The following is a 22,920-nucleotide window of genomic DNA, read 5'->3' as shown; positions in this document are numbered from 1 at the left end:
CCCTCGATGTCACGCGCCGCTAACTTCAGTGGTCAGCCAAAGCCTCAATTTGCAATGCTGGACCTGCCCAGGAGGAGAAGCCTGAACATGATGAGGACTTGCATTGTTCGTGCCAGGCAATAACCGGCAGTTCGCGGCAGGTTTGTGCTGTCTTTGTCGACTTACCGACCTGCGCACGTTCTAATGTTACCATTCAGCTTATTCGCCACGACCTCCGTGAATGATTCTTGTCACGCAGGAATCTTCGACAGCGGGCGAATGCCTCGCTGCCGGAGTCTTGACGACAATTGGGAGCAGGTATGCCGCCATCGATCCGTGTGATCCGGGGGCGTTGCCGCTACTACGAATGGAGGGCGCCCCAGCCTGTTGTGCTTTGCACTTTGCGGCCTACACCAACGCGGAGCCGCCCTTCAGTGGCGAGCGATCTGGAATCGACGTTAAGGAACTTCACGGATCAACCAAGCGGACGAGACGTGGGATTCTCCGGTCGCGCAACGTTATGGGCCGTCGTCTACCTGCTCGTCATTGCAGTCGACATTAGAGGAGCTGCGCTTCCACGCAGCCGTGTCGACCGGCAAGAGAGAAGCCTCAGGTCTTGCTAGCTTCGGCTTGAACTACTCAACACTTCCGAGAGCATCTGTCTGACGGGGCGGCTCATAAAAGGCCTTGCCATCCAGCCGAACAGACCGACCGTAAAGACGGCAGCAGCAAAGACGCCGAGGGCGCTCCAAACAGCCATTTTCATGCGAGGCTCTCTTTTGGTTGTGGTGATTCAATATGCTTGCTTTGGCCAGTATCACCAAAACGTCGGCGTGACGCCTACCAGGATTGGCTGGTCGCACATCGACACGTCCGCTGAGCACGCTGCGGGATTTAGCGAATACCTCTTGCGCCTATTCGTCACCGATCCATGGATATTGGTGGAGAAGAAAGGGCGCATCGAAGCGTGCTCGATGAATCGTTCAAAAGCCGGGCCGCATGAAAGCGTCCCGCTCGGCGCGGTGACCTTCACCTGCAGGCCGCGTCGTCTCTTCCATGGATCTGACACGCCGCCCGACGCCACGCGCCTCCGAGATGGCCATTCCGATATCTTATGATTGGAGAGTGGCGTCCACGTCGTGATCAAGCGCGGCCGTGGAGCGTCATTCGCGTAAGACAGGCCGCAGTACCAATTTGAGAGGTTGACGGCCGCGTTCTCTTGCCGATAATCCAAGTCGTCGAGGTTCTCCGGTTTCCGTTTGATCCGGAGCTAAGAGGGAAGCCGGTGCCAATGCCGGCGCTGCCCCCGCAACTGTGAGCGGCGAGCCACTGTCCAACAAAGTCACTGAAGCCCGCGCGGCTTCGGGAAGGCCGGACAGCAGCAATGACCCGCGAGCCAGGAGACCTGCCCCGACAATATGTTCATCCACGGGCGGGGTGTCCCGGTGGTGCGCCAAGCAGCCGTCGCTCGGGCGACTTCTCCTGCCTGCGTCCGCCATGGCCTTTGCCCCAACACGGGGTTAGCGGTATGTCTCTTCTCTCACTTCCGGTTGCCACGCTCGGAACGCCGCGCATCGGTCCAAGGCGCGAGCTCAAAGTCGCACTCGAAAGCTATTGGGCCGGGAGAATTAGCGAACGGCAGTTGCTCGAGGATGCAGCCGGCCTACGTGCCGCGAACTGGGCGCGCCAGAAGTCCCTCGGTGTCACCGTCATTCCGTCGAACGACTTCTCGCTGTACGATCAGGTGCTCGACACCAGTGTCATGGTCGGCGCCATCCCGGAAGTCTACGCCTCGAAAGCCGAGCCCGTTTCCCTCAAGACGTATTTCGCCATGGCACGCGGTTCACAATACGACAGCCGGGGTGCGAGTTGCGGCCATGGATCTCGCGGCGATGGCGCACCCGCGCAGGAGATGACCAAGTGGTTCGACACCAACTACCATTACATGGTCCCGGAATTTCACCGCGGACAGACTTTCAGGCTGTCCTCTCGCAAGCCTATCGAGGAGTATGAGGAAGCCAAAGCCCTTGGCTTTCAGACTCGCCCTGTCCTGATCGGCCCGGTCACATTCCTAAAGCTAGGCAAGAGTGCTGATCCTGCGTTCCAGCCACTGTCACTATTGGATGACCTGATACAGGTCTATATCGAGGTTCTGCAGGAATTGGCCAAACGCGGGGCAAATTGGGTTCAGTTCGACGAGCCCTGCCTGGTTCTTGATCTGGATGTGGAATCAAGAAAATCCTTGCTACATGCCTATGACCGGCTCGCCAGGGAAGGGCCGGCCATCAAGATCATGGTCGCCAGCTATTTCGGCGGCCTCGGCGACAATCTTCCCACCGCCTTGCGCCTACCTGTCGCCGGACTGCACGTCGATCTGGTTCGGGCGCCAGCGTTATTGGACCGGATCATTTCCGCCAAGCGAAGTGATCTCGTCGTGTCGCTCGGCGTGATAGACGGCCGCAATGTGTGGCGAACGAATTTGTCGGCACTGCGCCAGCGGCTCGATCCCGCTATCACGAAGCTCGGCAAGGATCGCATACAAATCGCTCCATCTTGTTCGTTGCTTCACGTGCCGGTCAATGTTGAACTCGAGACGGAGCTCGCTTCAGACGTCAAGAGTTGGCTTGCATTCTCGGTTCAGAAGATTCGTGAGCTTGCGACCTTGGCGCGGGCTCTTGCAGGAGATCAGAATGTTGCCGGCGCTCTTGCGGAATCGGAGCGCATCACCACCGAGCGTGGGACTTCGCCAAAGATCCGAGATGCCGATGTCGCCGTCCGGATGAGAGCGATCAACCAGACCACGCGCCGGCGCGCCAGTCCATTTGCCAGTCGTGCCGAGATCCAGCGCAAGCGCTTCAAACTACCGGCGTTTCCTACCACGACGATCGGATCGTTTCCGCAGACTGCAGAGGTCCGTAATGCCCGGGCAGCACACGCGCGAGGCGCGATGAACGACGGGCAATACGACGAGTTCCTCAAGGAGGAGACTGCGCGTGCCGTACGTTGGCAGGAGGACATCGGCCTGGACGTGCTCGTGCACGGCGAGTTCGAGCGCAATGACATGGTGCAGTACTTCGGCGAACAACTCGCAGGCTTCGCATTTACCAAAAACGGCTGGGTACAATCCTATGGCTCGCGCTGTGTCCGGCCGCCAATCTTGTTTGGCGATGTCTCACGGCCGAAGCCGATCACCGTGGGTTGGTGGCGGTACGCGCAATCCCTAACTAAGAAGCCGATGAAGGCGATGTTGACCGGACCAGTCACGATCTTGAACTGGTCGTTTGTTCGCGATGATATTCCCCGAGCCGAGGTCTGTCGTCAAATTGCGCTCGCGATCCGAGACGAAGTCGGCGATCTCGAAAATGCTGGTGCGGCCATGATCCAGATCGACGAGGCTGCGCTGCGCGAAGGATTGCCGCCGCGCCGATCGGAGTGGACGGCTTATCTCGAGTGGGCCGGGGATTGCTTCCGCATCTGCTCATCGGGCGTCGCCGATCAAACCCAGATCCATACCCACATGTGCTACTCGGAATTCAACGACATCATCGATGCGATTGCTGCAATGGACGCGGATGTCATCTCGATCGAGACTTCGCGGTCGAAAATGGAGCTGCTCGACGCGTTCCGGAACTACAAATATCCAAATCAAATCGGGCCGGGTGTGTACGATATCCATTCTCCGCGCGTGCCCGAGTCGAGCGAGATGAAAGAGCTTGTCGCTTTGGCTCGAAAGCGGCTGCAGGATTCGCAACTCTGGGTCAATCCGGATTGCGGCCTGAAGACGCGCAAATGGGAGGAGGTTCGCCCGGCGCTGGTGAACATGGTCTCCGCCGCCCGCGAACTACGCGCTGCATTCACTCCAGCCGACCGTTGATCTGGGCCTAGTCTTTCGTCGAGAAGGCCGATCGCGTGCCAACGATTTGCGGGCTCGATAATCGTGAAAAGCGTTGGTGATCGGGAAAAAGGCCCGGCCGCCTTTAGCGGCCGGGCGGAAGTGTGTCCGGGAGGAGCGACGCTGCTAGGCAACGTGCTGACTTCCATCGGCGGAAGGAGGGCGCCGATGGTTCGATTACGGCGGGGACATCCGCCGAAATCTGACCCCAGTTAAGGCGCAAGCTCAGCGTAGCTCAATCATGCCCTGGTATGCGGCCCCTATAGCCTGGGATTAGAAATCTACACCAGGGTTTGTCGCTGATGAGTACTTTCGCAACGTTGCAGGGCTGAGCAATGTGGGGCGGTCGTGCCGGCCGATCACGGACGGGCACCAAGCGCACATTGGTACGCTTTTCTGCCGGAAACGATGGGCTCGATCAACGGGACCATACGATAACGCGTACAGCAAGGATCTTATCGTGGTGACCAATGCAATCTGCGGCTTGCTATTGATCTGGCTCTGGCTAGTCATTGGTCTAGTCAGGTTTTTGTTCCAACCTCTGTTGGGAATCTTGTGCGGCTCGACGCAGAGGGGTCCGCAAATGGGATGCCGATCAGCGTGCTCCTGATCGCCGCGACTGCTCGCGATCCAGAGCATAAACCAGTTTGGTGATGTCGAGCTCGGATCTGAAACGGCTCGGTTCGGCTTAGTCTGGTTTAGACCGCCAGACTATGTGTAGCCCCGCTCCGAGTAAGGTGAGCGTCGAAGATCGATGCGACGCTCCGGGCCAGGAACTCTGCGCCACCGGCTATCGAAAGCCGGCCATCATCCATCACCACGACGCCATCGGCGATAAGGCCGTCGAGGCGAGAACGATCAACGACGGCCAAGCTTGGATCCCGGCCGTAACGGCGGGATGTCTCGGAAAGATCGACTGTCAAATCGCACATGATTCGTTCGATAATCTCGGCGTGGAAGCGATCGTCGTCAGTCAGTAAATAGCCCTTTGCGATGGCGAGCCGATCCTCGCTGATGCGAGCGAGGTAGTCCTTTGTCGGGAGGGCGTTCGCGACAAAGCCCTGTTGCATACGGCCGATGGCGCTGGCGCCCAGACCAATCAAGGTGTCCGCGCTATCGTCAGTATAGCCCTGGAAATTGCGCCTCAACCTGCCTTCCTGGCTCGCCAGGGCGAGATTGTCGTCCGGTAGGGCGAAGTGATCGATTCCGACGCGGACATATCCCGCATCAACCAAAGCTTCCGTGATCGTTTCGGATTGGACGTGGCGCGCGACGCTGTCGGGCAGGGTGGACGCATCGATCAGACGTTGATGCTTCTTGAAGGAAGGAATATGCGCGTAGCCAAAGGCCGAAAACCGGTCCGGATGAAGCTCGAGGCATCTGGCGACGGTATCCAGGCACGAAGCGACCGTCTGCCGGGGCAGGCCATAGAGCAGGTCGAAATTGATACGTTCGACGCCGGCACGGCGCAACCGATCGACCGAGGTCGCGGTCTGTCCGAAGCTCTGCAGACGGTTGATGCCCTGCTGAACAACTGGATCGAAGCTCTGGACACCAAGGCTCGCCCGGTTGACCCCGCAATAGCCCAGAGCGTCGGCCATCGGCTCGCTCAACATGCGTGGATCGATCTCTACGGCGATCTCGGCATCAGGCAGGACCGCGAATGAATGGCGCAACGAACCGACCAGATCAGCGAACGTTTCAGGTGTCATGATCGTCGGGGTGCCGCCCCCGAAGTGGATATGAGAGATCGGTTGCCGTCGGCCAAGGGTTTCTGCAACGAGGTAAGCTTCGGTCCGCAGTCCCGCTGCATAGAACGAGATCGGCTCCTGGCGCTTCGTGACAGAAGTGTGGCAGCCACAATACCAGCACATGCGTCGACAAAACGGCACGTGCACGTAGATCGATGCGGATTGCTGCGCGCCCAACGACTTGAGCCACGTTTGATAGTCGGATTCGCAAATCGAAGCTGAGAAATGGGGGGCCGTCGGATAGCTGGTGTAGCGCGGCAGCCGTTGCTGCCCGTAGGCTTGTGCCAAGTCCGGTCGCATTCGGAGTGCCTTTCTTCCCTCTCCAACCGATTACCGGACACTTGGCGGATAGGCCTTGCGCTGGCTCAAAATATCCGCATTGTTGATGGCGATAGCGGCCCTAAAGCCAAGATTGGTAGGGCATGCCTGCAACGTACGCATCGCACTTTGGATCGCGATGAAGGTCCTGCCCTGTTCCGGGCAAGAACAGGTCTAGCAGTGCCGCAACGATCGATCGCGGTCGGTCGGTGGACGTAAGGGGCACTCATATTACGTACTATCACTGGGGCGCTGGTCGAGCGGTATTGCCAATTGCCCCGCGACGTTCACGTTACGGGACCAGCCGGACCCCGGCCGTGCTGTTTGTGAAGGGACGGGCTGCAAGTGATCATCGGGCGCGGATGTAGCGCTGGCCGCGCGCGGCGTACGCGCCAGAAGGATTGTCACCTTCATTTCAACGAGATGAGCATGACCTGCACGGCCCGGCGTGCAGAGTCAGTGATCAATTACGGTCCATCGGCTTTGGCGCCATCTGGCGGCTTGCCGGCCACTGCGGACGAAAACGCCACCGAACTCCGTTCGGCTTCAGCTTCTTGCTCCAATTGCAGAATATGCGCTCTTAGTGCATCGGAAGTCGCTTCCGCCGTCTCGCTGAACAGCAGATCCCCATGATCAGTGCGGGCGGAAGCGATTTCCGTCCAATCCTCAGCCGATAGAGCCTTGATGGCGGCGGGGAAGAAATCTCGCTCTTCCCACATCATGTGGTGCCGCTCCCGCAATATAAAGTCACGTACGATGTTGCCGACGTCTTGCCGAAGGATTTCACGATCCGCGAGGATAGCATCGATAGCTTGAGCGAAATGGTGCAGGCGGTCGATGACTTCCTGGTGTTCATGCGCGAGATCGCCGATGATTGCAGCCGCATCCGGATCGCGAGTTCTAAGCTTGGAGAAAACCAGGTCTTCCTGAGGATGATGGTACACCTCCGGGTAAACCTCGAAGTAGCTGATAATCGCGCGAATGACCTCATAGTCAGGACGGGCCCCATGCTCAAAAATCTCCAATTCACGTTGGAGGGCGACCAGAAGTAGGTCAATATTGCGATGCTCTCGAAGCAAAAGATCGATGATCATTGCGGTGCTCCAGGGAGGAACAATGTAAGCGAGCGATCCTGCCATCTGTGCGCGATCGCCCAAGCCGATGTTCGGGTGTCCTTCACGTGCTGCGATCCGTCGGCGCTGTTCGGTGCAAGGACGCATTTCACAGCGCTTCTTGAGCTTAGCCCAAGTTCTGCGCAACGCGGCTCGGCAGTTTGTCGTTACGTAGCTCGATTCGGCGCAAGCTCGGCAAGGCAATCACGCCATTCTGCTCGAGTTGAGTGAGGGTGCGCGAGACCGTTTCGATCGTCAAGCCAAGGTAATCGGCAACATCCTGCCGTGACATCGGCAGCTCGATCGCAGCGTTCTTCGTAGTACGACGAGACATATCGAGCAGAAACGCCACGACCCGTTGTTCAGCGCTGCTGATCAAAAGCATCAGATGCTCCTGAAAGCGGCGGAGCTCAAGCGCCATCGCGTCCCAGAGCTGCCTCGTGAGCTCGCAATCTTGGCTGGCGCGAACGATGAGGGCGCTGCGCTTTACCATCAAAACGTGCGTCTCACAGACCGTCTCCGCCGAAGCGATATGGCTGTCTCCGGCCTCAAAGCCGAAGATGTCACCGGGCAGATAAAACGCACCAATCTGACGACGCCCATCTTCCATAATCTTGTAGGTTCGTACAGCACCCGATACCACTTGGTATAGGTGTTCGGCTGCTTCGTCCTCGCCGTAGATCTCGCTATTGCGAGCGAACCGCATCGGGGTCGCAACCATACCAAACGGTCCATAGGTACGAGATTGCCTGCACAAGACGCTGCTCGGATGATGGCTGATCTCGTGAATACTCGTGGCCTGAGCGTACATGGCGGACTCGATCTTCGAAACGTCAATGGAGCGGAGATTGGCCGCTTCTGATGAACTGGAAAATTTGGATGTTTCCCCTAAGTGGAACCCACTAAGTATTTATACGTAAGCCGTGAGAAGAATTCTCGATGGGGGCGACGCAGCCTTTCGGTAGCTCGAATGCGGCTCAAAGCCGACCAGCCGAATGAGGAAGCTGCATTCTGACTTGGCGGCCGTTCGGCTTGAAGTTGAACTCGGGCATCCTCAGGTGGGCGGTGACCAGATTGTCCCGCTCCTCTAGACCGGCAGCGTACGTGCAACGTTCGAAACCCGCGGCGCATGTTCAGCGGTTTCGCCCCGCCTCGTCGATGGAGCGACGAAAGCCGGGACAAACGGCGCTCCTGTTCTCCAGATCGGCGGGCGGCTGGTGCCTCGCCCTGCGCCCATCGACTGAGTCCGGGGCGCATCTGGCGGCATATCGCATCTATAATTCTTGCCTTCAGTGCGACATCAAAACCGGAATGACGTTTGCACGAAGCAGATCTCCCGAAATGCCACCGAGCAGCCTTTCCTGCAGCGGAGAGCGGACGTATCCGCCCATCACCAGCAGGTCGAGGCTTTCGTCCGCCACAAGCGACAGGAGGGCGCGGTGCACCGACTGGGATGCTGGGAGCGACACGGTCTTTGCAGGAAGGCCCGACCTTTCAAGATACCGTCCCAAATGGTCGGCGGAGCTCTCCGCCGGGACCTTGTGCGCATCAGTCATCGCGATGATGGTCAGCGCGTCCGCTTCGCGCAGCAGCGGCATCGCGTCGTGCAACGCGCGGGCCGCAAGGCGGCTGCCGTCCCAGCAAATCCCAATTCGTCTGGCCGTAAAAGAGCCGTGGATGACGCTTGGCAGATACAGAACTGGCTTGCCGGCCTGGAGCAGGATGTCCTTGGGAATAACGTTGTCATAGCTCTCGTAGCCGGTCTGGGGCTGCGTGACGATAGTCATGTCGTGCACTCTCGCGCTGGCGCAGATGCTTCGACGCGCCTCCGCTGGAACCGCACTGAGCGCGCGGCTCGCATAAGAAATGCCGGAGCTCTTTGCCCGCAGATCAAAGACACGGAGTGCCGCTTCGGCCCTCTCCAACGCACGCGCCTGCTCGATTTCAAAGACCGAAGCGACGGCCATCCCGCTGAGTGCGGCGAGCGGAATAATGGTCCTCTCATAACCAATGGCCACAACGTCAAGATGCGCGCCCGTGCTCAGTGCGAAGGAAATCGAACCGTTCACCGCAGCCCGCACCGGGAGCTCCGTGGGAAGATGGACCAATATGTTCCCGAACATTGCCGTTCTCCGGGCGTGAAAGGATTGCTGCCGATCGGAGCACAAATCTGGGCCGGACAATTGATCTGCTTCATACGCTCGCCGATTTAGTTAGGCAGGATCAAACCGGCCACGGACAGTTCGCGCAGAGTCCGATGCCAAGTAGAAGCAGCATGGCATGTGTTGCATCGCTCATGTCAACTGCGAATCCTGCACGATTCGTGCACAGCGATTTTTGCTAGACAGATTAGGGGGCGGCCCGAGATCGCGATTCTCCCCGTTGCCTGCTCGAAATTCACTCTCATCGACAACAGGTACACTGAGAGGATCGCCAGTACGGAAGATGATGTGCGGCTGGTTAGTCCGCGGTCAAGCCGAATACGCCAATGCTCAAGCCTCTCCAACGGCTGCCGGGGAACCAATCAGCAACATGCGAGGACATTGTCGCAGACGGAGAGCGGGCGCAGCGCGACGTGCGGGGGCATCGTTCGCTGGGCTCATCTTGATTTTCTCCATTGCCGGTCTGTGGTCCTGGCCTATGCTCAAGGCTCCGCTGGGCAATACGTTTTTAAGGCGCGCCATGCTCGCGATTGAGGATCATTCCTGGACGAATTCTCCAAGATCTTTCGAGCCCCTGTTCGTCGCCTGGACCGAGCCGCTCGCGCCCCTGCTAGAATCCTGCGGCGATGGCAATCCGCATCAACTCGGACATGCTGCGTACATTGGTCTTGGCCATCAGGTTGGCGCGATAAACCTCGACCGTCCGGGGGCTGATGCCAAGATCATGGGCGATGACCTTGTTGATCTTGCCGGCTAATAGTCCCTGCAGGACGTCACGTTCGCGCGACGAGAGGTCGGCAAGGCGCCCTTCTGCCTGCAGTTTCGCTGCGTCATCGTCTGGCTTCGTTGGCCGCGCTTCCAAAGCAGCGTTGATGGCACGCAACAGCACCTCGTCCTCGAACGGCTTCTCGATGAAATCGACCGCACCCGCTTTCATCGCTTCAACTGCGAGGGATACATCACCATGACCGGTTATCAGGACGACCGGACAGTCGAGGCGATCGGCCTTCAGCTTGCGGACCAGTTCGAGGCCGCTCATTCCTGGCATGCGGATGTCTGATACAACGCAGTCGATCGGACCGCTTGCAATGTCATTGAGAAACTCGGTCGCGGTCTCGTAGGTTGCTACCCAGAAACCACTAATATCCAGCAGAAACGCCAGCGAATCCCGCATCGCGGCGTCATCGTCGATCACAAGAATGCGCCGCCCGGTCATGCTTCTTCACCGACGTCCGCAAATGGCAGCGTGAACTGAAAGATCGTGCCGCCACCCGGAGTTGCTTCCGCCACGATGTGGCCGCCATGGGATTCCACGATTGTCCGGCAGATTGATAGTCCAACACCCATGCCGTGTTCCTTCGTCGTGACAAAGGGTTGGAACAGGCGGTCGGCGACATCAGGGCTGATGCCGGAACCCGTATCGGCAACGGTAAACCTGGCGAGACCATCGACCTCGCTGACTCCGACGGTCAATTCGCGGCGCGGACAGGAAGCCATCGCCTCGATCGCGTTGCGTATCAGGTTCAGAGCGACTTGCTGGATCTGGATCTTGTCTACGATCATTGACGGCAGATCGCGCTCGCTGCGCATCGTCACCCGCACGCCTTGCTCCTTGGCGCCGAGTAGGGCCAGCGCTACAGCCTCTTCAAGTAGCGTGAGCGGATTTTCCACAGAATGCTGCGTCTCGCCTTTGGCGACGAACTCGCGCAAGCGCTTGATGATATCGCCGGCGCGCAGAGCCTGTTGGACGGCGTGTTCGAGTGCATCACCAATGCGATTGGCGTTCGGCTTGTCTGACGCCAGCAGAGCCTTTGCGCCGCGCATGTAGTTCGTGATGGCGGAGAGCGGCTGGTTGATTTCATGGGCAATAGACGATGCCATCTCACCCATGGCTGTTAGCCGCGACACATGGACGAGTTCAGACTGCAGCTCCTGCAGCCGCCGTTCCTGCGCCCGCCGTTCGGTCAAGTCTCGGATGAAGCCGGTGAAGAAGCGTTCGCCGCGCACTTTGGCCTCACCGACGGCAAGCTCCATCGGAAAGGTCGAGCCGTCGCTCCGCTCGCCGACCACGATGCGACCGATGCCAATGATGCGCCGCTCGCCTGTGGTCAGATAACGTTCAATGTAGCGGTCATGCTCGGCCCGGTAGGGCTGCGGCATCAACTTGGATACAGTCTTTCCAACAACTTCGTCCGGCAACCAGCCAAATAAGCGCACTGCCGCGGCGCTGAACGAGCGAATGATACCCTTCTCGTCAATGACGATCATGGCTTCCGGTACGGTGTCCAGGATCGACTGCAGATGAGCTTGCCGATACCGCGCCTGCTCCGATTCCTGCCGTAGCCGGTCGCCCATGAAGCCAAGCATGGGACCTAGTACCGCAAATGCGGCAATATCGATCATGTTTGCGGAAACAGTGATGAGGCTTTTCCCAAGAAATGCCGCGGTGATGACGAGGCAGAGCAGGGTCGCGAAGCTCGCCGGTCCGCGGCCGCCGGCGAAAGCGGCAAAAACGACCGCCGGAAGGTAGATGATCGTAAATGAGCGGTCATCGAGATACGGATTGAGCGCCGCGCGGAGCACGAGGGCGAGAGCGGCGGCTGCCGCGGCAGTGCCATAGCGATACCAGATGTGGTCGGACATATTTGCCGGCAGACCCTCTTATGAGATCGATCCTACATCGTTTGGCCGCGGAAGGGCCACCGGAGGCAGATGCGCGTCAATTCGCGCCGTTATATTGTTGCAGGATAGCCATCGCTATTTGAACCAAATGCGCCAGTGCGTGGGCTGCACAGCGACGTGTTCTCCGGTCTTCGCCTTGATCCAGCCGCCGAAGATGCGGCGGCAAGGGAAGACCAGCCGATGAATGGTATTACCCTCGATCACGCCAATCTCAAGGTCGCGATCGAAGGGCGCCGTCTCGATCCGCTCCCACGTCACGTTGCCATTAGATCCTGGACGGTGTTCATCGCCGCCGACTGACAAATTCAAGCAACCTTTCAGACAGTACGAACCACATCGCTTGTCCGCCCCGCGACCTGGTTCAGCCCAATATTGCGCAGGCGGCGCGCGGTCTCGATCGCAGCAGTCGCCGTCTCGGGTCTGTCGGCGGAGGCATCGTCGAACCCATCGTGCTGGGTCATGACCCTCTCGCCGATCCAAATATCGGGATTGATGCTACGAAGCACCTTGCCACCTTCGGTCGAACTGATCCGGACCTGCTCAAGCCTTCCCCGGTTGGTCATGATCGGGTTTTTGCAGAAACTGGACTGGACCGCGGCCCACAATTGGGCCCCTCGCCGAGCGAGTTTCGCCGTGGCCTGTCATATCGAACATCCTTTGTTGGTGGGACATCTCCTTGCTGGGGGTCGGTCGTGGGACGGATCGGCTAGCTGCGCTCGGCCCCGCGCGTCGGGCCGGTCCGCGGGTCGATGACGTGGACACCATCGCAGGCGACGCAGGTTACCGGGTGCAGGTCGTTGGCGCTTGGCTCGACTGCGTCGTTCGGCAGCAGTCCTTGAACACGGTCGTCCGTGGTTGAGCACGAAAAGATGATGGGGCGCCAAGTCTTTCTGTGAGCCATATGTCTGACCTTGACTGGAGATCGTTTCTATCGCTCGGCCGCCGCTGAAGTATTGATCCAGGTCAAAAAAAGCGATGCGCGTCTAGAACGACCGACGGCGTATGGCTGCCGCGAGCAGGACAGGGGCCAAACATGTTCCAGTTCGGGCGATCCGCTCGCGTCGTGCTTTGGTGCCGACAAATCTTGGATGCCGCCGGGTTGATGGAAATCAAAATACAGGCGGGGCAATCATGCGAATGTTGAAGCGCACTGGACGCGCATCGGACCATGACAACACGTGTCATCAATGATGCGAGAGGCGCAAAGGAGACCCTTAGTGATTGCTCGCCTCGCATTGTCGGTGGTCTTGCCGGCGCTGATCGCAGCCATAGGCTTTGGCGCGGAAGCCCTGAACCTTGGCCTTATCGAAACCTTGGCTGCGGCGAGCTTGGTCATCGGCTTTGCCATTGCGGCGGCAGGGTGGGTCGTCAGGCGCGAGATAGGGGCGGTTCGCCCCATTTGCTCACGATCACGGGGACGAAGGTCTGGCTGACGATATTGCCGGGCCGCCAGCACTCGTCAGAACAGTCTCTGTCACGGTAAGTGACAGATTACTTTGGATGCTGCTTGAGACAAATCAAATACTCTCCGCGCGCTAATGGCAGAATAGGCAGGGATAAGCAAACCCACGGCAAGAGGGTAGTCATGCCTTCATTTAACGTTCGCTTCATTAAGACCGTCTGTGACGATACCGGCCACGAGCATCGTGCCTGTCAGGCAGCGTTCAAGGTCGATGCCGCATCGCTGAGTGCTGCTGCACAGCAAGCGGAGAGCGACTTCTGCAAGCAAAAAGGTGTCCGCGATTGGACCATTTTCGCGGATGCGATGGAGCTTCGAACCCCGCCTGCGTTGCCCCCGGCATGGGGCGGCTAGCCTGAGTTCGGCTAGCGTAGGTCCTTGCGAGTTTCATGGCGGGTCAATCCGCGAGTTCAAGCGCGATCTTTTAAAACATCGCGCCGAGTCGATTCGAAAGAGCTCGCGATGCTGTCGCTAATGCGACAGGCGGGCTGTTGCCCGCAACACGAAATGGGCCTCGGCGCAGTCTCGCCGGCGCCCCGGGGCAGAGCGATCCGGATCGAACGATTTGCTCTTACATTTGATGCAGGTCAAAAACAAACCTGCCTCCAGCAGCTATGGCTGCTTCGAGGGACATGACACATGGTCAGCCAACCTGCACATATCGGTAGTCCTTGGCGGTTTAGGAATTTGCTCAGCCGATTGCGAGCGAGCCTGTCTCGGACGTCCGAGCTGGCTTGCTTGAGCCCGCAGGACATCGATGCGATCGCGCGCGAGCTTAATCTGTCTACATCCGCTTTTCGAACCCTGGCGCAAAGTCCGGGCTCTCCCGAACTCTTGAGCAAGCGCCTCGCACTTGCCGGTTTTTCCGAGCAAGCGCTTGCCGCCCGCCATGGCGACGTACTGCGCGATCTGCAGCGAGTATGCGGCCTATGTCAGGCCAAAGCCCGTTGCGTCGCCAACCTCCAAGCAGGGAACTATCGAAATCCGCTGAAAGACTGCCCCAACGAACAAACCCTGCGCGCGCTCGGTCGTGAGGTCGACGACGGCCTCCCGCAGCGCTTTTGCGATTGATGAACCCAATCGCTTAGCTCGCCGGAAATAATTCCCCAAGCATCCCGCTTTCAAAGAAGGCCAAGCCATGACAAGCCCATCCTTTGCCTCGAAATCCACGACGATGGGTGAAGCAGGCCTGATGTCGGTATTTGGAGTTTCTGCCTACGTCTTCTTTTTCGCCGGAGCGATGGGACACGATTCTGCGTTTACCTTCCACGCATTGCTGGCTTCCGCCGCCAGTCTGACCGCAACGGGCGTCATCCTCAATCGCTACTACGAACGGCCGGCGCAATTACCGCCGGCGCAGATCAATGGCCGACCGAACTACAATCTCGGTCCAATCAAATTCGCCTCGGTGCTGGCGATGTTCTGGGGCATTGCGGGCTTTTCCATCGGTCTGCTGATCGCCTCGCAACTTGCCTGGCCTGCACTGAATTTTGATCTGCCCTGGGCGAGCTTCGGTCGGCTCCGGCCTTTGCACACATCGGCTGTGATCTTTGCGTTCGGCGGAAACGTGCTCATCGCGACCTCGTTCTACGTCGTGCAGAAGACCTGCCGCACCCGTCTGGCTGGCGATCTTGCGCCATGGTTTGTGGTCGTTGGCTATAATTTCTTCATTCTGATCGCAGGCACTGGCTATCTGTTCGGTGTCACCCAGTCGAAGGAATATGCCGAGCCGGAGTGGTACGCCGATCTCTGGCTCACCATCGTCTGGATCACTTATCTCATTGTGTTCGTGGCGACACTGTTGAAGCGGAAGGAGCCGCATATCTTCGTCGCCAACTGGTTCTATCTCGCCTTTATCGTCACCATTGCGGTGCTCCACCTTGGCAACAATCCCGCATTGCCGGTATCGGTGTTCGGTTCGAAATCCTACATTGCCTGGGGCGGCGTGCAGGATGCCATGTTTCAGTGGTGGTACGGCCATAACGCGGTCGGCTTCTTCCTGACCGCCGGCTTCCTGGCGATTATGTACTACTTCATCCCGAAGAGAGCCGAACGGCCGGTCTATTCTTACCGTCTCTCGATCATCCACTTCTGGGCGCTGATCTTCCTCTACATCTGGGCCGGACCGCACCATCTGCACTACACCGCCCTGCCGGATTGGACGCAGACGCTGGGCATGACGTTCTCGATCATGCTGTGGATGCCCTCATGGGGCGGCATGATCAACGGCATGATGACGCTCTCGGGCGCCTGGGACAAGCTCCGCACCGACCCGGTACTTCGTATGCTCGTGGTCTCGGTTGCCTTTTACGGCATGGCGACATTTGAAGGTCCCACCATGGCCATCAAGGTCGTCAACTCGCTCAGCCATTACACGGATTGGACGGTCGGCCATGTGCATTCGGGCGCACTGGGCTGGGTTGGCTTCGTATCATTCGGCGCGCTGTATTGTCTGATTCCCTGGCTTTGGAATCGCCAGCTGTATAGCCTCAAGCTCGTCAACTGGCACTTCTGGATCGCCACGATCGGGATCGTGCTATACATCTCCGCGATGTGGGTGTCAGGCATCCTGCAGGGGCTGATGTGGCGCGCCTATACTTCGCTCGGTTTCCTCGAGTACTCGTTCATCGAGTCGGTCGAGGCCATGCATCCCTTCTACATCATCCGTGCCGCGGGTGGCGCACTGTTCCTGATCGGCGCGCTGATCATGGCCGCCAATCTCTGGATGACGGTGAATGCGCGGGAAGCTGATCAAATCCAGGACGCTCGAGCGCTCCAGGTCGCGGAATAGGTTATCGCATGTCGCTCTGGAACCGACACAAGATCTTTGAGAAGAACTCGATCATCTTGATCGCTGGCATCCTTGCCGTGATAGCGATCGGTGGCCTGGTCGAGATCACGCCGTTGTTCTACCTCAAGAGCACGATCGAGGCGGTAGACGGCGTGCGGCCGTATACGCCGCTCGAGCTTGCCGGCCGCAACATCTACGTACGCGAGGGATGCTATGTCTGTCACTCGCAGATGATCAGGCCGTTACGCGACGAGGTCGAGCGCTACGGGCATTACTCGCTGGCCGCTGAGAGCATGTATGACCATCCGTTTCAATGGGGCTCGAAGCGGACCGGCCCGGACCTCGCACGTGTTGGCGGGAAATATTCCGATGAATGGCACGTCACGCATTTGAGCAATCCGCGCGCGATCGTGCCGCAATCGGTGATGCCGGGCTATCCGTCGCTGGCGAACACCGAGGTCGATCTGACCGACATGGTCGCACATCTGCGCACCAATCGGGCGATCGGCGTCCCCTATAGCGAGGACCAGATCAAGAATGCTGTCGCCGATCTGAAGACGCAGCTCGATCCTGACAGCGCGAACGTCGAATCGTTCCAGAAGCGCTATCCAAAGGCCGCTGTGCGCAATTTCGACGGCAGGGCCGGCAATCCAACTGAACTCGATGCGCTCGTTGCCTACCTGCAGATGCTCGGTACGTTGATCGATTTCAAGCTCTACGACGAAAAAGCCAATCTGCGCTGAAGGATCCTCTGATGAAGGCCGTTATTTCCATCGAGAACCTGGCATCGAGCTTCGTGGTGACGCTCTGGACGCCGCTGTTCGTCGGCATCTTCATAGCCATTGTCGTTTACGCGCTGTGGCCTCGCAACAAGAGGCGTTTTGATTCTGCGGCGCGCATGCCGCTGCGCCGGGACTGACAGATCATGACCGAGCACAACGACATCGACCACATCTCCGGCCGCTCCACGACGGGGCACGAATGGGATGGGATAAGGGAACTCAACACGCCGCTGCCGCGCTGGTGGATTCTAAGCTTCTACGCCACAATCCTTTGGGCGATGGGCTACTGGGTCGTTTATCCGGCATGGCCGCTCCTCTCAAGCTACACGACAGGCGTATTTGACTATTCGACCCGCGCCAGCGTCGTCAACGACCTTGCAGGTCTTGAGAAGCTGCGCGGCGACAAGATGGCCGTGCTGGGCAAAGCGTCTCTTACCGAGATCGAGAAGGATCCGGCACTGCTGGGATTGGCCCGCGCGCGCGGCAAGACGGTGTTCGCGGACAATTGCGCGCCATGCCATGGGAGCGGTGGCGCGGGTGCCAAGGGGTACCCGAATCTCAATGACGATGACTGGTTGTGGGGCGGATCGCTCGACCAGATCCTGCAGACCATCCAGTTCGGCGCACGTTCCGGGCATGCCCAGGCGCATGAGGGACAAATGCTGGCCTTTGGCCGCGACGGCATCCTCACGAACACCGAGATTGTCACCGTAGCAAACTACGTGCGGTCGCTGTCAGGCCTGACCACGGCAGCCAAGTTCGACGCTGCGGCCGGCACCAAGATCTTTGCCGAGAATTGCGCGGTCTGTCATGGCGAGAACGCCAAAGGCAATCAGGCGCTCGGCGCACCGAATCTGACTGACCGGATTTGGCTGTACGGCTCGGACGAGGACACGCTGGTCGAGACCATCAGCTATGGCCGCGCCGGCATGATGCCGGCTTGGAGCGGGCGGCTCGATCCCATCACAGTCAGGGCACTTGCCGTCTATGTCCATTCGCTCGGCGGTGGACAATAGGCGAGAGGCGCCGCAAAACCTGCGCGCCGGTGACCCAGGATCAACGCGAGCCATCCGCGCCCGATGTTAGGTCGGTCATGAAGCCCACCGTAAACAAGACCGTTTCGCTCGATGAGCCGGTGATTGACGAGGGTGGACCCCTCTATGCAGCCCATAGGAAGGTCTATCCGCAGAGCGTCCGCGGAACGTTCCGCACGATCAAATGGCGGCTGATGGTGGTGTGTCTGGGCATCTACTATCCGCTGCCCTTCGTGCGTTGGCATCGCGGCTTCGGCGCTCCCGACCAGGCGGTGTTGCTCGATTTTCCAAACCGGCGGTTCTACTTCTTCTTCATCGAACTGTGGCCGCAAGAGCTCTATTACTTCACCGGTTTGCTCGTGCTTGCTGCCATCGTGCTGTTCCTGATGAACGCACTGGGCGGGCGGATTTGGTGCGGTTATCTCTGCCCGCAGACGGTCTGGACCGACCTGTTCTATGCGGTCGAGCGCTGGGTCGAGGGCGACCGTCGCGAGCGGCTGAAGGCCGCCGCGCGCCCGATGACAGCAGGGCGCGCGGCAAAGCGCGTGCTGAAGCACGCAATCTGGTTGATGATTGCTTGGTGGACCGGCGGCGCCTGGGTGCTCTACTTCGCCGACGCGCCGACCTTGGTGCACGATCTGGCAACGTTCCAAGCGCCCGCAACCGCCTATATCTGGATCGGGATCCTGACCGCTTCGACATATCTGCTGGCTGGCTACATGCGCGAGCAGGTTTGCGTTTATATGTGCCCGTGGCCGCGCATCCAGGCCGCGCTCACCGACGAATGGGCCCTCAATGTCGCCTACAAATACGACCGCGGCGAGCGGCGCTGCTCATTGAAGAAATCATTCGATCTGCGAGCACGCGGCGAAAGAGTCGGAGACTGCATCGATTGTAATCAATGCGCGGCGGTCTGTCCGACCGGGATCGATATACGAAATGGCGCCCAGCTGGGCTGCATCCAGTGCGGGCTGTGCATCGATGCCTGCGATGCCGTCATGAAGAAGATCGGGCGCAAGAGCGGCCTGATCGGTTACGACAACGACATCAATATTCGCCGGCGGATGGACGGCAAGTCGGAGCTGTTCAAGCCGGTACGCCCGCGCACGCTCGTTTATGCCTTTTTGATCACGGTCATCTGCGCGGTGATGGTTTATGAGTTGTTGTCGAGAACGATGCTCGATCTCAGCGTTCTGCATGATCGTAATCCCATGGCTGTCAGGCTCAGCGATGGATCGGTTCGCAACGCCTATACAGTGCGTTTGCTCAACAGGCGCGACTTCGATCGGGTAATCGCGATCGACATCGATGGGCCGCCCAAGACGTCCGTCCACGTCGTCGGCGCCGATTCGGTGACCGTGGATCGGCCGATGATCGTCCTGGCTCGCGATACGACGACAGAACTGCGTGTGCTGTTGACGGCGCCGGTTGACGGTATGGCAGAACGCTCGATGCCGGTGAGGTTTCGGGTCACCGACCTTGGCCTCGGCGAGGTCGCCTCCGCATGGGATCATTTCGTTCTCCCCTAACGATCACTGACGGGATGTGACCATGACCGCATCAAATCAAATCACGTGGCCCATTACCGGACGCTCCGTCCTGATCGCGATTCTCGCGTTTTTTTCGGTCGTGATCGGCGCCAATCTGGTCATGATGCGCTTTGCCATCGTGACACTGCCGGGGACGGAGGTTGACAGCGCCTATCGTGCGAGCCTCGCCTATCAGCGCGAGATCATCGCGGCACGGCAGCAGAACGAGCGAAGCTGGCAGGTGCAGGTATACTTCCACCGGCAGTCGGATGGTGAAGCTGAGCTTGCGATCGAGGCTCGCGACCGCCTAGGTGCGCCTCTCGCCGGAATGAATTTCGTGGCCCGCCTCGAGCGCCCGGTCGACCGCCGGGCCGATCGGGCGATTGATGTCTCGCAGGCCAATGCTGGGATCTACCGCGGCAGCGCCTCGGGCGTCGCTGTCGGGCAGTGGGATCTCGTGATCGAGGGCGACGATGACGGCCGCCGCATGTTTCTGTCGAAGAACCGCATCGTCCTGAACTGAGAGCGTGTGCACATGCAGTCCGACATCGATTTTTCTCACTTTCTGAAGAGGACAGGCGCGGGCCGCCTCCAGCTTGACCTTGCGGTGGAGGGGATCAGTTGCGTGGGCTGCATGGGCAAGATCGAGCGCAATCTGTCGAGCATTCCGGATGTGACCTCGGCACGCGTGAACCTCACCGATAATCGGCTGGCGCTCGAATGGAAGGCGGGAGCCCTCGATCCAGCACTATTCGTCAAGCGGCTCGCCGAATTAGGCTATAGGGCATATCCGTTCCAGCGGGACAATGCGGAGACGCTGGAGGCGGAGAGGGCGCAGGACTTGCTGCGGCGGCTGGGCGTCGCCGCCTTTGCCGCGATGAACGTGATGATGCTGTCGATCCCGGTATGGTCCGGAAATGTCTCGGACATGCTGCCGGAACAGCGCGACTTCTTTCATTGGCTCTCCGCGCTGATCGTCCTGCCGGCCGCGGCTTATTGTGCGCAACCATTCTTCTCTTCCGCTTTTGCCGTGCTGCGGGCGCGCGGAACCAATATGGACGTTCCGATCAGCGTCGGCATTCTGCTCGCCCTGGCGACGTCGGTGATCGAGACCATCGCTCATGCCGAGCACGCCTATTTCGATGCGGCGATCATGTTGATCGCCTTTCTGCTCGCAGGTCGCTATCTTGACCAGAACATGAGGCGACGCACCCGCGCCTTCGCCAGCAACCTTGCAGCACTCAAGGCGGAGACTGCGGCGAAGTTCGTTAGCCCGACCGAGATCAGAACCGTTCCGGCGGCGGCGATCAAGCCGGGGGACATCGTGCTGCTGCGCCCCGGCGAATGCAGTACAGTCGACGGCAACGTGATCGAGGGAAGCTCCGAGATCGATCAAAGCCTTATTACCGGCGAGACTTTGCCGGCGATCGCGACGCCCGGCAGCGCGGTGTTCGCCGGCACATTGGTACGGTCCGGCACCCTGCGCGTCCGTGCGGCGGCGGCCTCGGACGGCACACTGCTTGCTGAGATTTCCAGGCTGCTCGATCATGCCCTGCAAGGGCGCTCGCGCTATCTGCGCCTCGCCGAACGCGCGTCGCGGCTCTATGCGCCGATCGTTCACATCACGGCCTTCCTGACCATGCTGGGTTGGCTTACCTCTGGCGCCACCTTTCATAATTCGGTGGTCACGGCGATCGCAGTCTTGATCATCACCTGCCCCTGCGCGCTGGGTCTGGCTATCCCCGCGGTGCAGACGGTGGCCGCCGGCGCACTGTTCCGTTCCGGCGTGCTGCTCAATGCCGGGGATGCAATCGAGCGTATCGCCGAGGTGGATCGGGTGATCTTCGACAAAACCGGGACGCTGACGCTGCCTGAACTCGATGTCGCCAATCTCGCCGGCATTCCTGAGGACGTCGTCAAATTGGCGGGCCGGCTGGCGCTGTCGAGCCGCCATCCGGTCGCCGCCGCCCTGGCGCGTGCTGCCGGCGCAAACGAGCCACTGGCCGATATCGAAGAGGAGCCGGGCCGGGGCGTCCGCGGTTACTATGAGGGCGCGCCGATCCGGCTGGGCCGCCCCTCGTTCTGCGGCGCTGACAGCCTCGCTGACGAGATCCTGTGCCATGATCCCGAGGCCTCAGTCGTCGCGTTCAGCCACGCCGAGGCGAGGCATGTCTTTGCCATCAGGCAAAGGATGCGGCCGGACGCGGTCGAGGTTGTCACAAGCCTCGCACGCCTTGGCATCATGGTGGAGATCGTTTCCGGGGATCGCGAGCCGGCTGTTCGGCGGGCGGCCGAGACGCTTGGCATTCACAAGTGGCGGGCCAACGTCTCGCCGACGGACAAGGTCGCCCGGGTCGAAGATCTGACGAGCAGGGGATACAAGGTGTTGATGGTCGGCGATGGCTTGAACGACGCGCCCGCGCTCGCAGCAGCCCATGCCTCGATGTCGCCTGTCACCGCCACCCATATGAGCCAGGCGGTCGCTGATGCGATCTTCCTCGGTGAGCATCTTGGGCCCGTGATGAAGGCGATCATTGCCTCGCGCGGGGCGCTGCGGCTGATGCGGCAGAATCTCTGTCTTGCTGTCGTCTACAACGTCCTGGCTGTGCCCGTTGCGATCGCCGGCTTGGTGACGCCGCTGATTGCCGCCGCGGCGATGTCATGCTCGTCGGTACTGGTCATGCTTAACGCGCTGCGGGCGCGAAGGGGCGAGGCCCTCTGATGGAAGTGCTGATCTATCTGGTTCCGCTCGCCCTTTCACTCGGCTTCCTCGGTCTGCTTGGCTTTCTGTGGTCGCTGAAGAGCGGCCAGTATGACGATCTCGACGGCGCGGCCTGGCGCGCCATCGCCGATGAGGAGCCCGATCAGCCTCCAGTGCCGGTCCAAATAGTGCCAATGGACCAGCGCATTTGTGGAAGCGGGCGTCGACGCGAGTATCACCTCGCCCGTCCAGACGGTCCACCGCCGCAACTGTGGGACAGGCGAAGGTCGGACGGTTAGCAGCCTGTTGATGGCGGCAAGGCGCCGTGATCAGCAGCGGCTGCTCAGTGGCCCGCTCGCTATCGATGACCATAGTATGAGAGCGCGATGGTGTCTGCCGGATTCAATGCCTGATCCCTCTGAACTGGATACAAATCTCGACCCTACCTGAAGTTCTCTGGCTAATCGCAATTCCCTTTCTCATGGTGTTTCAAGGACTTGTAACAACCTGCGGGGTTCCAACGACGATGTGTCAATTAGGAGACTGGAAACGCCAATTCGTGGCCAAATTTCTCGATAAGAAAACCTCCACGAAACTAACAACGGGGAAGGCGCGGTAGCTATTGCTTCCGAACACATGACAGAGCCTTGCACCTTTGCGCGAGGTCTATGCTTGCCTCCTTTTTACGGTCGTCGCTGTGAAAAAACTATGTTAGAAGCCGCTCCTCT

At 59.6% G+C, this 22,920-nt stretch carries 19 protein-coding genes, 1 pseudogene and 1 riboswitch; of the genes and pseudogenes, 12 read left to right on the top strand and 8 right to left on the bottom strand.

Annotated features, from left to right (window positions below; all coding sequences use genetic code 11):
• The first annotated feature begins 758 nt into the window (after nucleotides 1–758).
• Nucleotides 759–1,097: a hypothetical protein gene (locus tag QA635_RS31945; protein WP_283063611.1), complete on the top strand. Its 339-nt coding sequence runs from the start codon at nucleotides 759–761 to the stop codon at nucleotides 1,095–1,097.
• Nucleotides 1,098–1,203: 106 nt separating this feature from the next.
• Nucleotides 1,204–1,406: riboswitch (cobalamin riboswitch) on the top strand.
• A gap of 101 nt (nucleotides 1,407–1,507) precedes the next feature.
• Nucleotides 1,508–3,853, top strand: a complete 2,346-nt coding sequence (metE, locus tag QA635_RS31940) for a 5-methyltetrahydropteroyltriglutamate--homocysteine S-methyltransferase (RefSeq protein ID WP_283063610.1) — start codon at nucleotides 1,508–1,510, stop codon at nucleotides 3,851–3,853.
• Nucleotides 3,854–4,569: 716 nt separating this feature from the next.
• Here metE and hemN read toward each other — a convergent pair.
• The 8 genes from hemN to QA635_RS31900 all read right to left on the bottom strand — a co-directional run bounded on the left by hemN (nucleotide 4,570) and on the right by QA635_RS31900 (nucleotide 12,501).
• Complete coding sequence (gene hemN / locus QA635_RS31935; protein ID WP_283063609.1) at nucleotides 4,570–5,922, bottom strand: oxygen-independent coproporphyrinogen III oxidase; 1,353 nt, start codon at nucleotides 5,920–5,922, stop codon at nucleotides 4,570–4,572.
• Nucleotides 5,923–6,407: 485 nt separating this feature from the next.
• Complete coding sequence (locus QA635_RS31930; RefSeq protein WP_283063608.1) at nucleotides 6,408–7,034, bottom strand: hemerythrin domain-containing protein; 627 nt, start codon at nucleotides 7,032–7,034, stop codon at nucleotides 6,408–6,410.
• A 145-nt stretch (nucleotides 7,035–7,179) separates the two neighbouring features.
• Nucleotides 7,180–7,863 (bottom strand): helix-turn-helix domain-containing protein, encoded by a 684-nt coding sequence (locus QA635_RS31925; protein ID WP_283063607.1) that lies wholly within the window; start codon nucleotides 7,861–7,863, stop codon nucleotides 7,180–7,182.
• A 478-nt stretch (nucleotides 7,864–8,341) separates the two neighbouring features.
• The gene (locus tag QA635_RS31920; protein ID WP_283063606.1) at nucleotides 8,342–9,133 is read right to left on the bottom strand and encodes a universal stress protein; all 792 of its coding nucleotides are present in this window, start codon (nucleotides 9,131–9,133) and stop codon (nucleotides 8,342–8,344) included.
• Between the two features lie 691 nt (nucleotides 9,134–9,824).
• A complete protein-coding gene (fixJ, locus tag QA635_RS31915) occupies nucleotides 9,825–10,430 on the bottom strand; it encodes a response regulator FixJ (RefSeq protein ID WP_225159297.1) in 606 nt (201 codons plus the stop codon).
• A complete protein-coding gene (locus QA635_RS31910; protein ID WP_283063605.1) occupies nucleotides 10,427–11,857 on the bottom strand; it encodes a PAS domain S-box protein in 1,431 nt (476 codons plus the stop codon). The genes fixJ and QA635_RS31910 overlap by 4 nt, the downstream gene beginning before the upstream one ends.
• A 114-nt stretch (nucleotides 11,858–11,971) precedes the next feature.
• Nucleotides 11,972–12,205 (bottom strand): hypothetical protein, encoded by a 234-nt coding sequence (locus QA635_RS31905; RefSeq protein WP_311990172.1) that lies wholly within the window; start codon nucleotides 12,203–12,205, stop codon nucleotides 11,972–11,974.
• An 8-nt stretch (nucleotides 12,206–12,213) separates the two neighbouring features.
• Nucleotides 12,214–12,501 carry a hypothetical protein gene (locus QA635_RS31900; RefSeq protein WP_283063604.1) on the bottom strand — a complete coding sequence of 96 codons (288 nt, stop codon included), beginning with the start codon at nucleotides 12,499–12,501 and terminating at the stop codon, nucleotides 12,214–12,216.
• A 980-nt stretch (nucleotides 12,502–13,481) separates the two neighbouring features.
• Between QA635_RS31900 and QA635_RS31895 the strand changes: the two genes are divergently transcribed.
• The 10 genes and pseudogenes from QA635_RS31895 to ccoS all read left to right on the top strand — a co-directional run.
• On the top strand, nucleotides 13,482–13,709 hold the full coding sequence (locus QA635_RS31895; protein WP_075968369.1) for a hypothetical protein: 228 nt from the start codon (nucleotides 13,482–13,484) through the stop codon (nucleotides 13,707–13,709).
• A gap of 384 nt (nucleotides 13,710–14,093) precedes the next feature.
• Nucleotides 14,094–14,426 carry a hypothetical protein gene (locus QA635_RS31890; protein WP_283063603.1) on the top strand — a complete coding sequence of 111 codons (333 nt, stop codon included), beginning with the start codon at nucleotides 14,094–14,096 and terminating at the stop codon, nucleotides 14,424–14,426.
• 67 nt (nucleotides 14,427–14,493) lie between these two features.
• Nucleotides 14,494–16,146 (top strand): cytochrome-c oxidase, cbb3-type subunit I, encoded by a 1,653-nt coding sequence (ccoN, locus tag QA635_RS31885; RefSeq protein WP_283063602.1) that lies wholly within the window; start codon nucleotides 14,494–14,496, stop codon nucleotides 16,144–16,146.
• 8 nt (nucleotides 16,147–16,154) lie between these two features.
• Nucleotides 16,155–16,889: a cytochrome-c oxidase, cbb3-type subunit II gene (ccoO, locus tag QA635_RS31880; RefSeq protein WP_283063601.1), complete on the top strand. Its 735-nt coding sequence runs from the start codon at nucleotides 16,155–16,157 to the stop codon at nucleotides 16,887–16,889.
• Nucleotides 16,890–16,900: 11 nt separating this feature from the next.
• Nucleotides 16,901–17,065, top strand: coding sequence for a cbb3-type cytochrome c oxidase subunit 3 (locus QA635_RS31875; RefSeq protein WP_016841961.1), 165 nt, complete (start codon nucleotides 16,901–16,903; stop codon nucleotides 17,063–17,065).
• Nucleotides 17,066–17,071: 6 nt separating this feature from the next.
• The gene (ccoP, locus tag QA635_RS31870) at nucleotides 17,072–17,944 is read left to right on the top strand and encodes a cytochrome-c oxidase, cbb3-type subunit III (protein WP_283063600.1); all 873 of its coding nucleotides are present in this window, start codon (nucleotides 17,072–17,074) and stop codon (nucleotides 17,942–17,944) included.
• Nucleotides 17,945–18,021: 77 nt separating this feature from the next.
• On the top strand, nucleotides 18,022–19,491 hold the full coding sequence (gene ccoG / locus QA635_RS31865) for a cytochrome c oxidase accessory protein CcoG (RefSeq protein WP_283063599.1): 1,470 nt from the start codon (nucleotides 18,022–18,024) through the stop codon (nucleotides 19,489–19,491).
• A 22-nt stretch (nucleotides 19,492–19,513) separates the two neighbouring features.
• On the top strand, nucleotides 19,514–20,014 hold the full coding sequence (locus tag QA635_RS31860; RefSeq protein ID WP_283071938.1) for a FixH family protein: 501 nt from the start codon (nucleotides 19,514–19,516) through the stop codon (nucleotides 20,012–20,014).
• A gap of 12 nt (nucleotides 20,015–20,026) precedes the next feature.
• A complete protein-coding gene (locus QA635_RS31855) occupies nucleotides 20,027–22,213 on the top strand; it encodes a heavy metal translocating P-type ATPase (RefSeq protein WP_283063598.1) in 2,187 nt (728 codons plus the stop codon).
• Nucleotides 22,213–22,359 (top strand): annotated as a pseudogene (ccoS, locus tag QA635_RS31850) (cbb3-type cytochrome oxidase assembly protein CcoS); the annotation flags it as partial. The gene QA635_RS31855 and the pseudogene ccoS, both read left to right, overlap by 1 nt.
• Nucleotides 22,360–22,920 lie beyond the last annotated feature (561 nt).

This window comes from Bradyrhizobium brasilense, from assembly GCF_029714345.1.
Classification (GTDB): Bacteria; Pseudomonadota; Alphaproteobacteria; order Rhizobiales; family Xanthobacteraceae; genus Bradyrhizobium; species Bradyrhizobium australafricanum.
Note: the sequence above shows the minus strand (reverse complement) of the source record. Positions and strands in the feature narration are given on the sequence as shown.

Excerpts from the sequence above, each read along its gene's own strand:
- metE (WP_283063610.1), top strand. The coding sequence starts at position 1,508 with ATGTCTCTTCTCTCACTTCCGGTTGCCACGCTCGGAACGCCGCGCATC.
- hemN (WP_283063609.1), bottom strand. The coding sequence starts at position 5,922 with ATGCGACCGGACTTGGCACAAGCCTACGGGCAGCAACGGCTGCCGCGC.
- QA635_RS31930 (WP_283063608.1), bottom strand. The coding sequence starts at position 7,034 with ATGATCATCGATCTTTTGCTTCGAGAGCATCGCAATATTGACCTACTT.
- QA635_RS31925 (WP_283063607.1), bottom strand. The coding sequence starts at position 7,863 with ATGTACGCTCAGGCCACGAGTATTCACGAGATCAGCCATCATCCGAGC.
- fixJ (WP_225159297.1), bottom strand. The coding sequence starts at position 10,430 with ATGACCGGGCGGCGCATTCTTGTGATCGACGATGACGCCGCGATGCGG.
- QA635_RS31910 (WP_283063605.1), bottom strand. The coding sequence starts at position 11,857 with ATGTCCGACCACATCTGGTATCGCTATGGCACTGCCGCGGCAGCCGCC.
- QA635_RS31895 (WP_075968369.1), top strand. The coding sequence starts at position 13,482 with ATGCCTTCATTTAACGTTCGCTTCATTAAGACCGTCTGTGACGATACC.
- ccoN (WP_283063602.1), top strand. The coding sequence starts at position 14,494 with ATGACAAGCCCATCCTTTGCCTCGAAATCCACGACGATGGGTGAAGCA.
- ccoO (WP_283063601.1), top strand. The coding sequence starts at position 16,155 with ATGTCGCTCTGGAACCGACACAAGATCTTTGAGAAGAACTCGATCATC.
- QA635_RS31875 (WP_016841961.1), top strand. The coding sequence starts at position 16,901 with ATGAAGGCCGTTATTTCCATCGAGAACCTGGCATCGAGCTTCGTGGTG.
- ccoP (WP_283063600.1), top strand. The coding sequence starts at position 17,072 with ATGACCGAGCACAACGACATCGACCACATCTCCGGCCGCTCCACGACG.
- ccoG (WP_283063599.1), top strand. The coding sequence starts at position 18,022 with ATGAAGCCCACCGTAAACAAGACCGTTTCGCTCGATGAGCCGGTGATT.
- QA635_RS31860 (WP_283071938.1), top strand. The coding sequence starts at position 19,514 with ATGACCGCATCAAATCAAATCACGTGGCCCATTACCGGACGCTCCGTC.
- QA635_RS31855 (WP_283063598.1), top strand. The coding sequence starts at position 20,027 with ATGCAGTCCGACATCGATTTTTCTCACTTTCTGAAGAGGACAGGCGCG.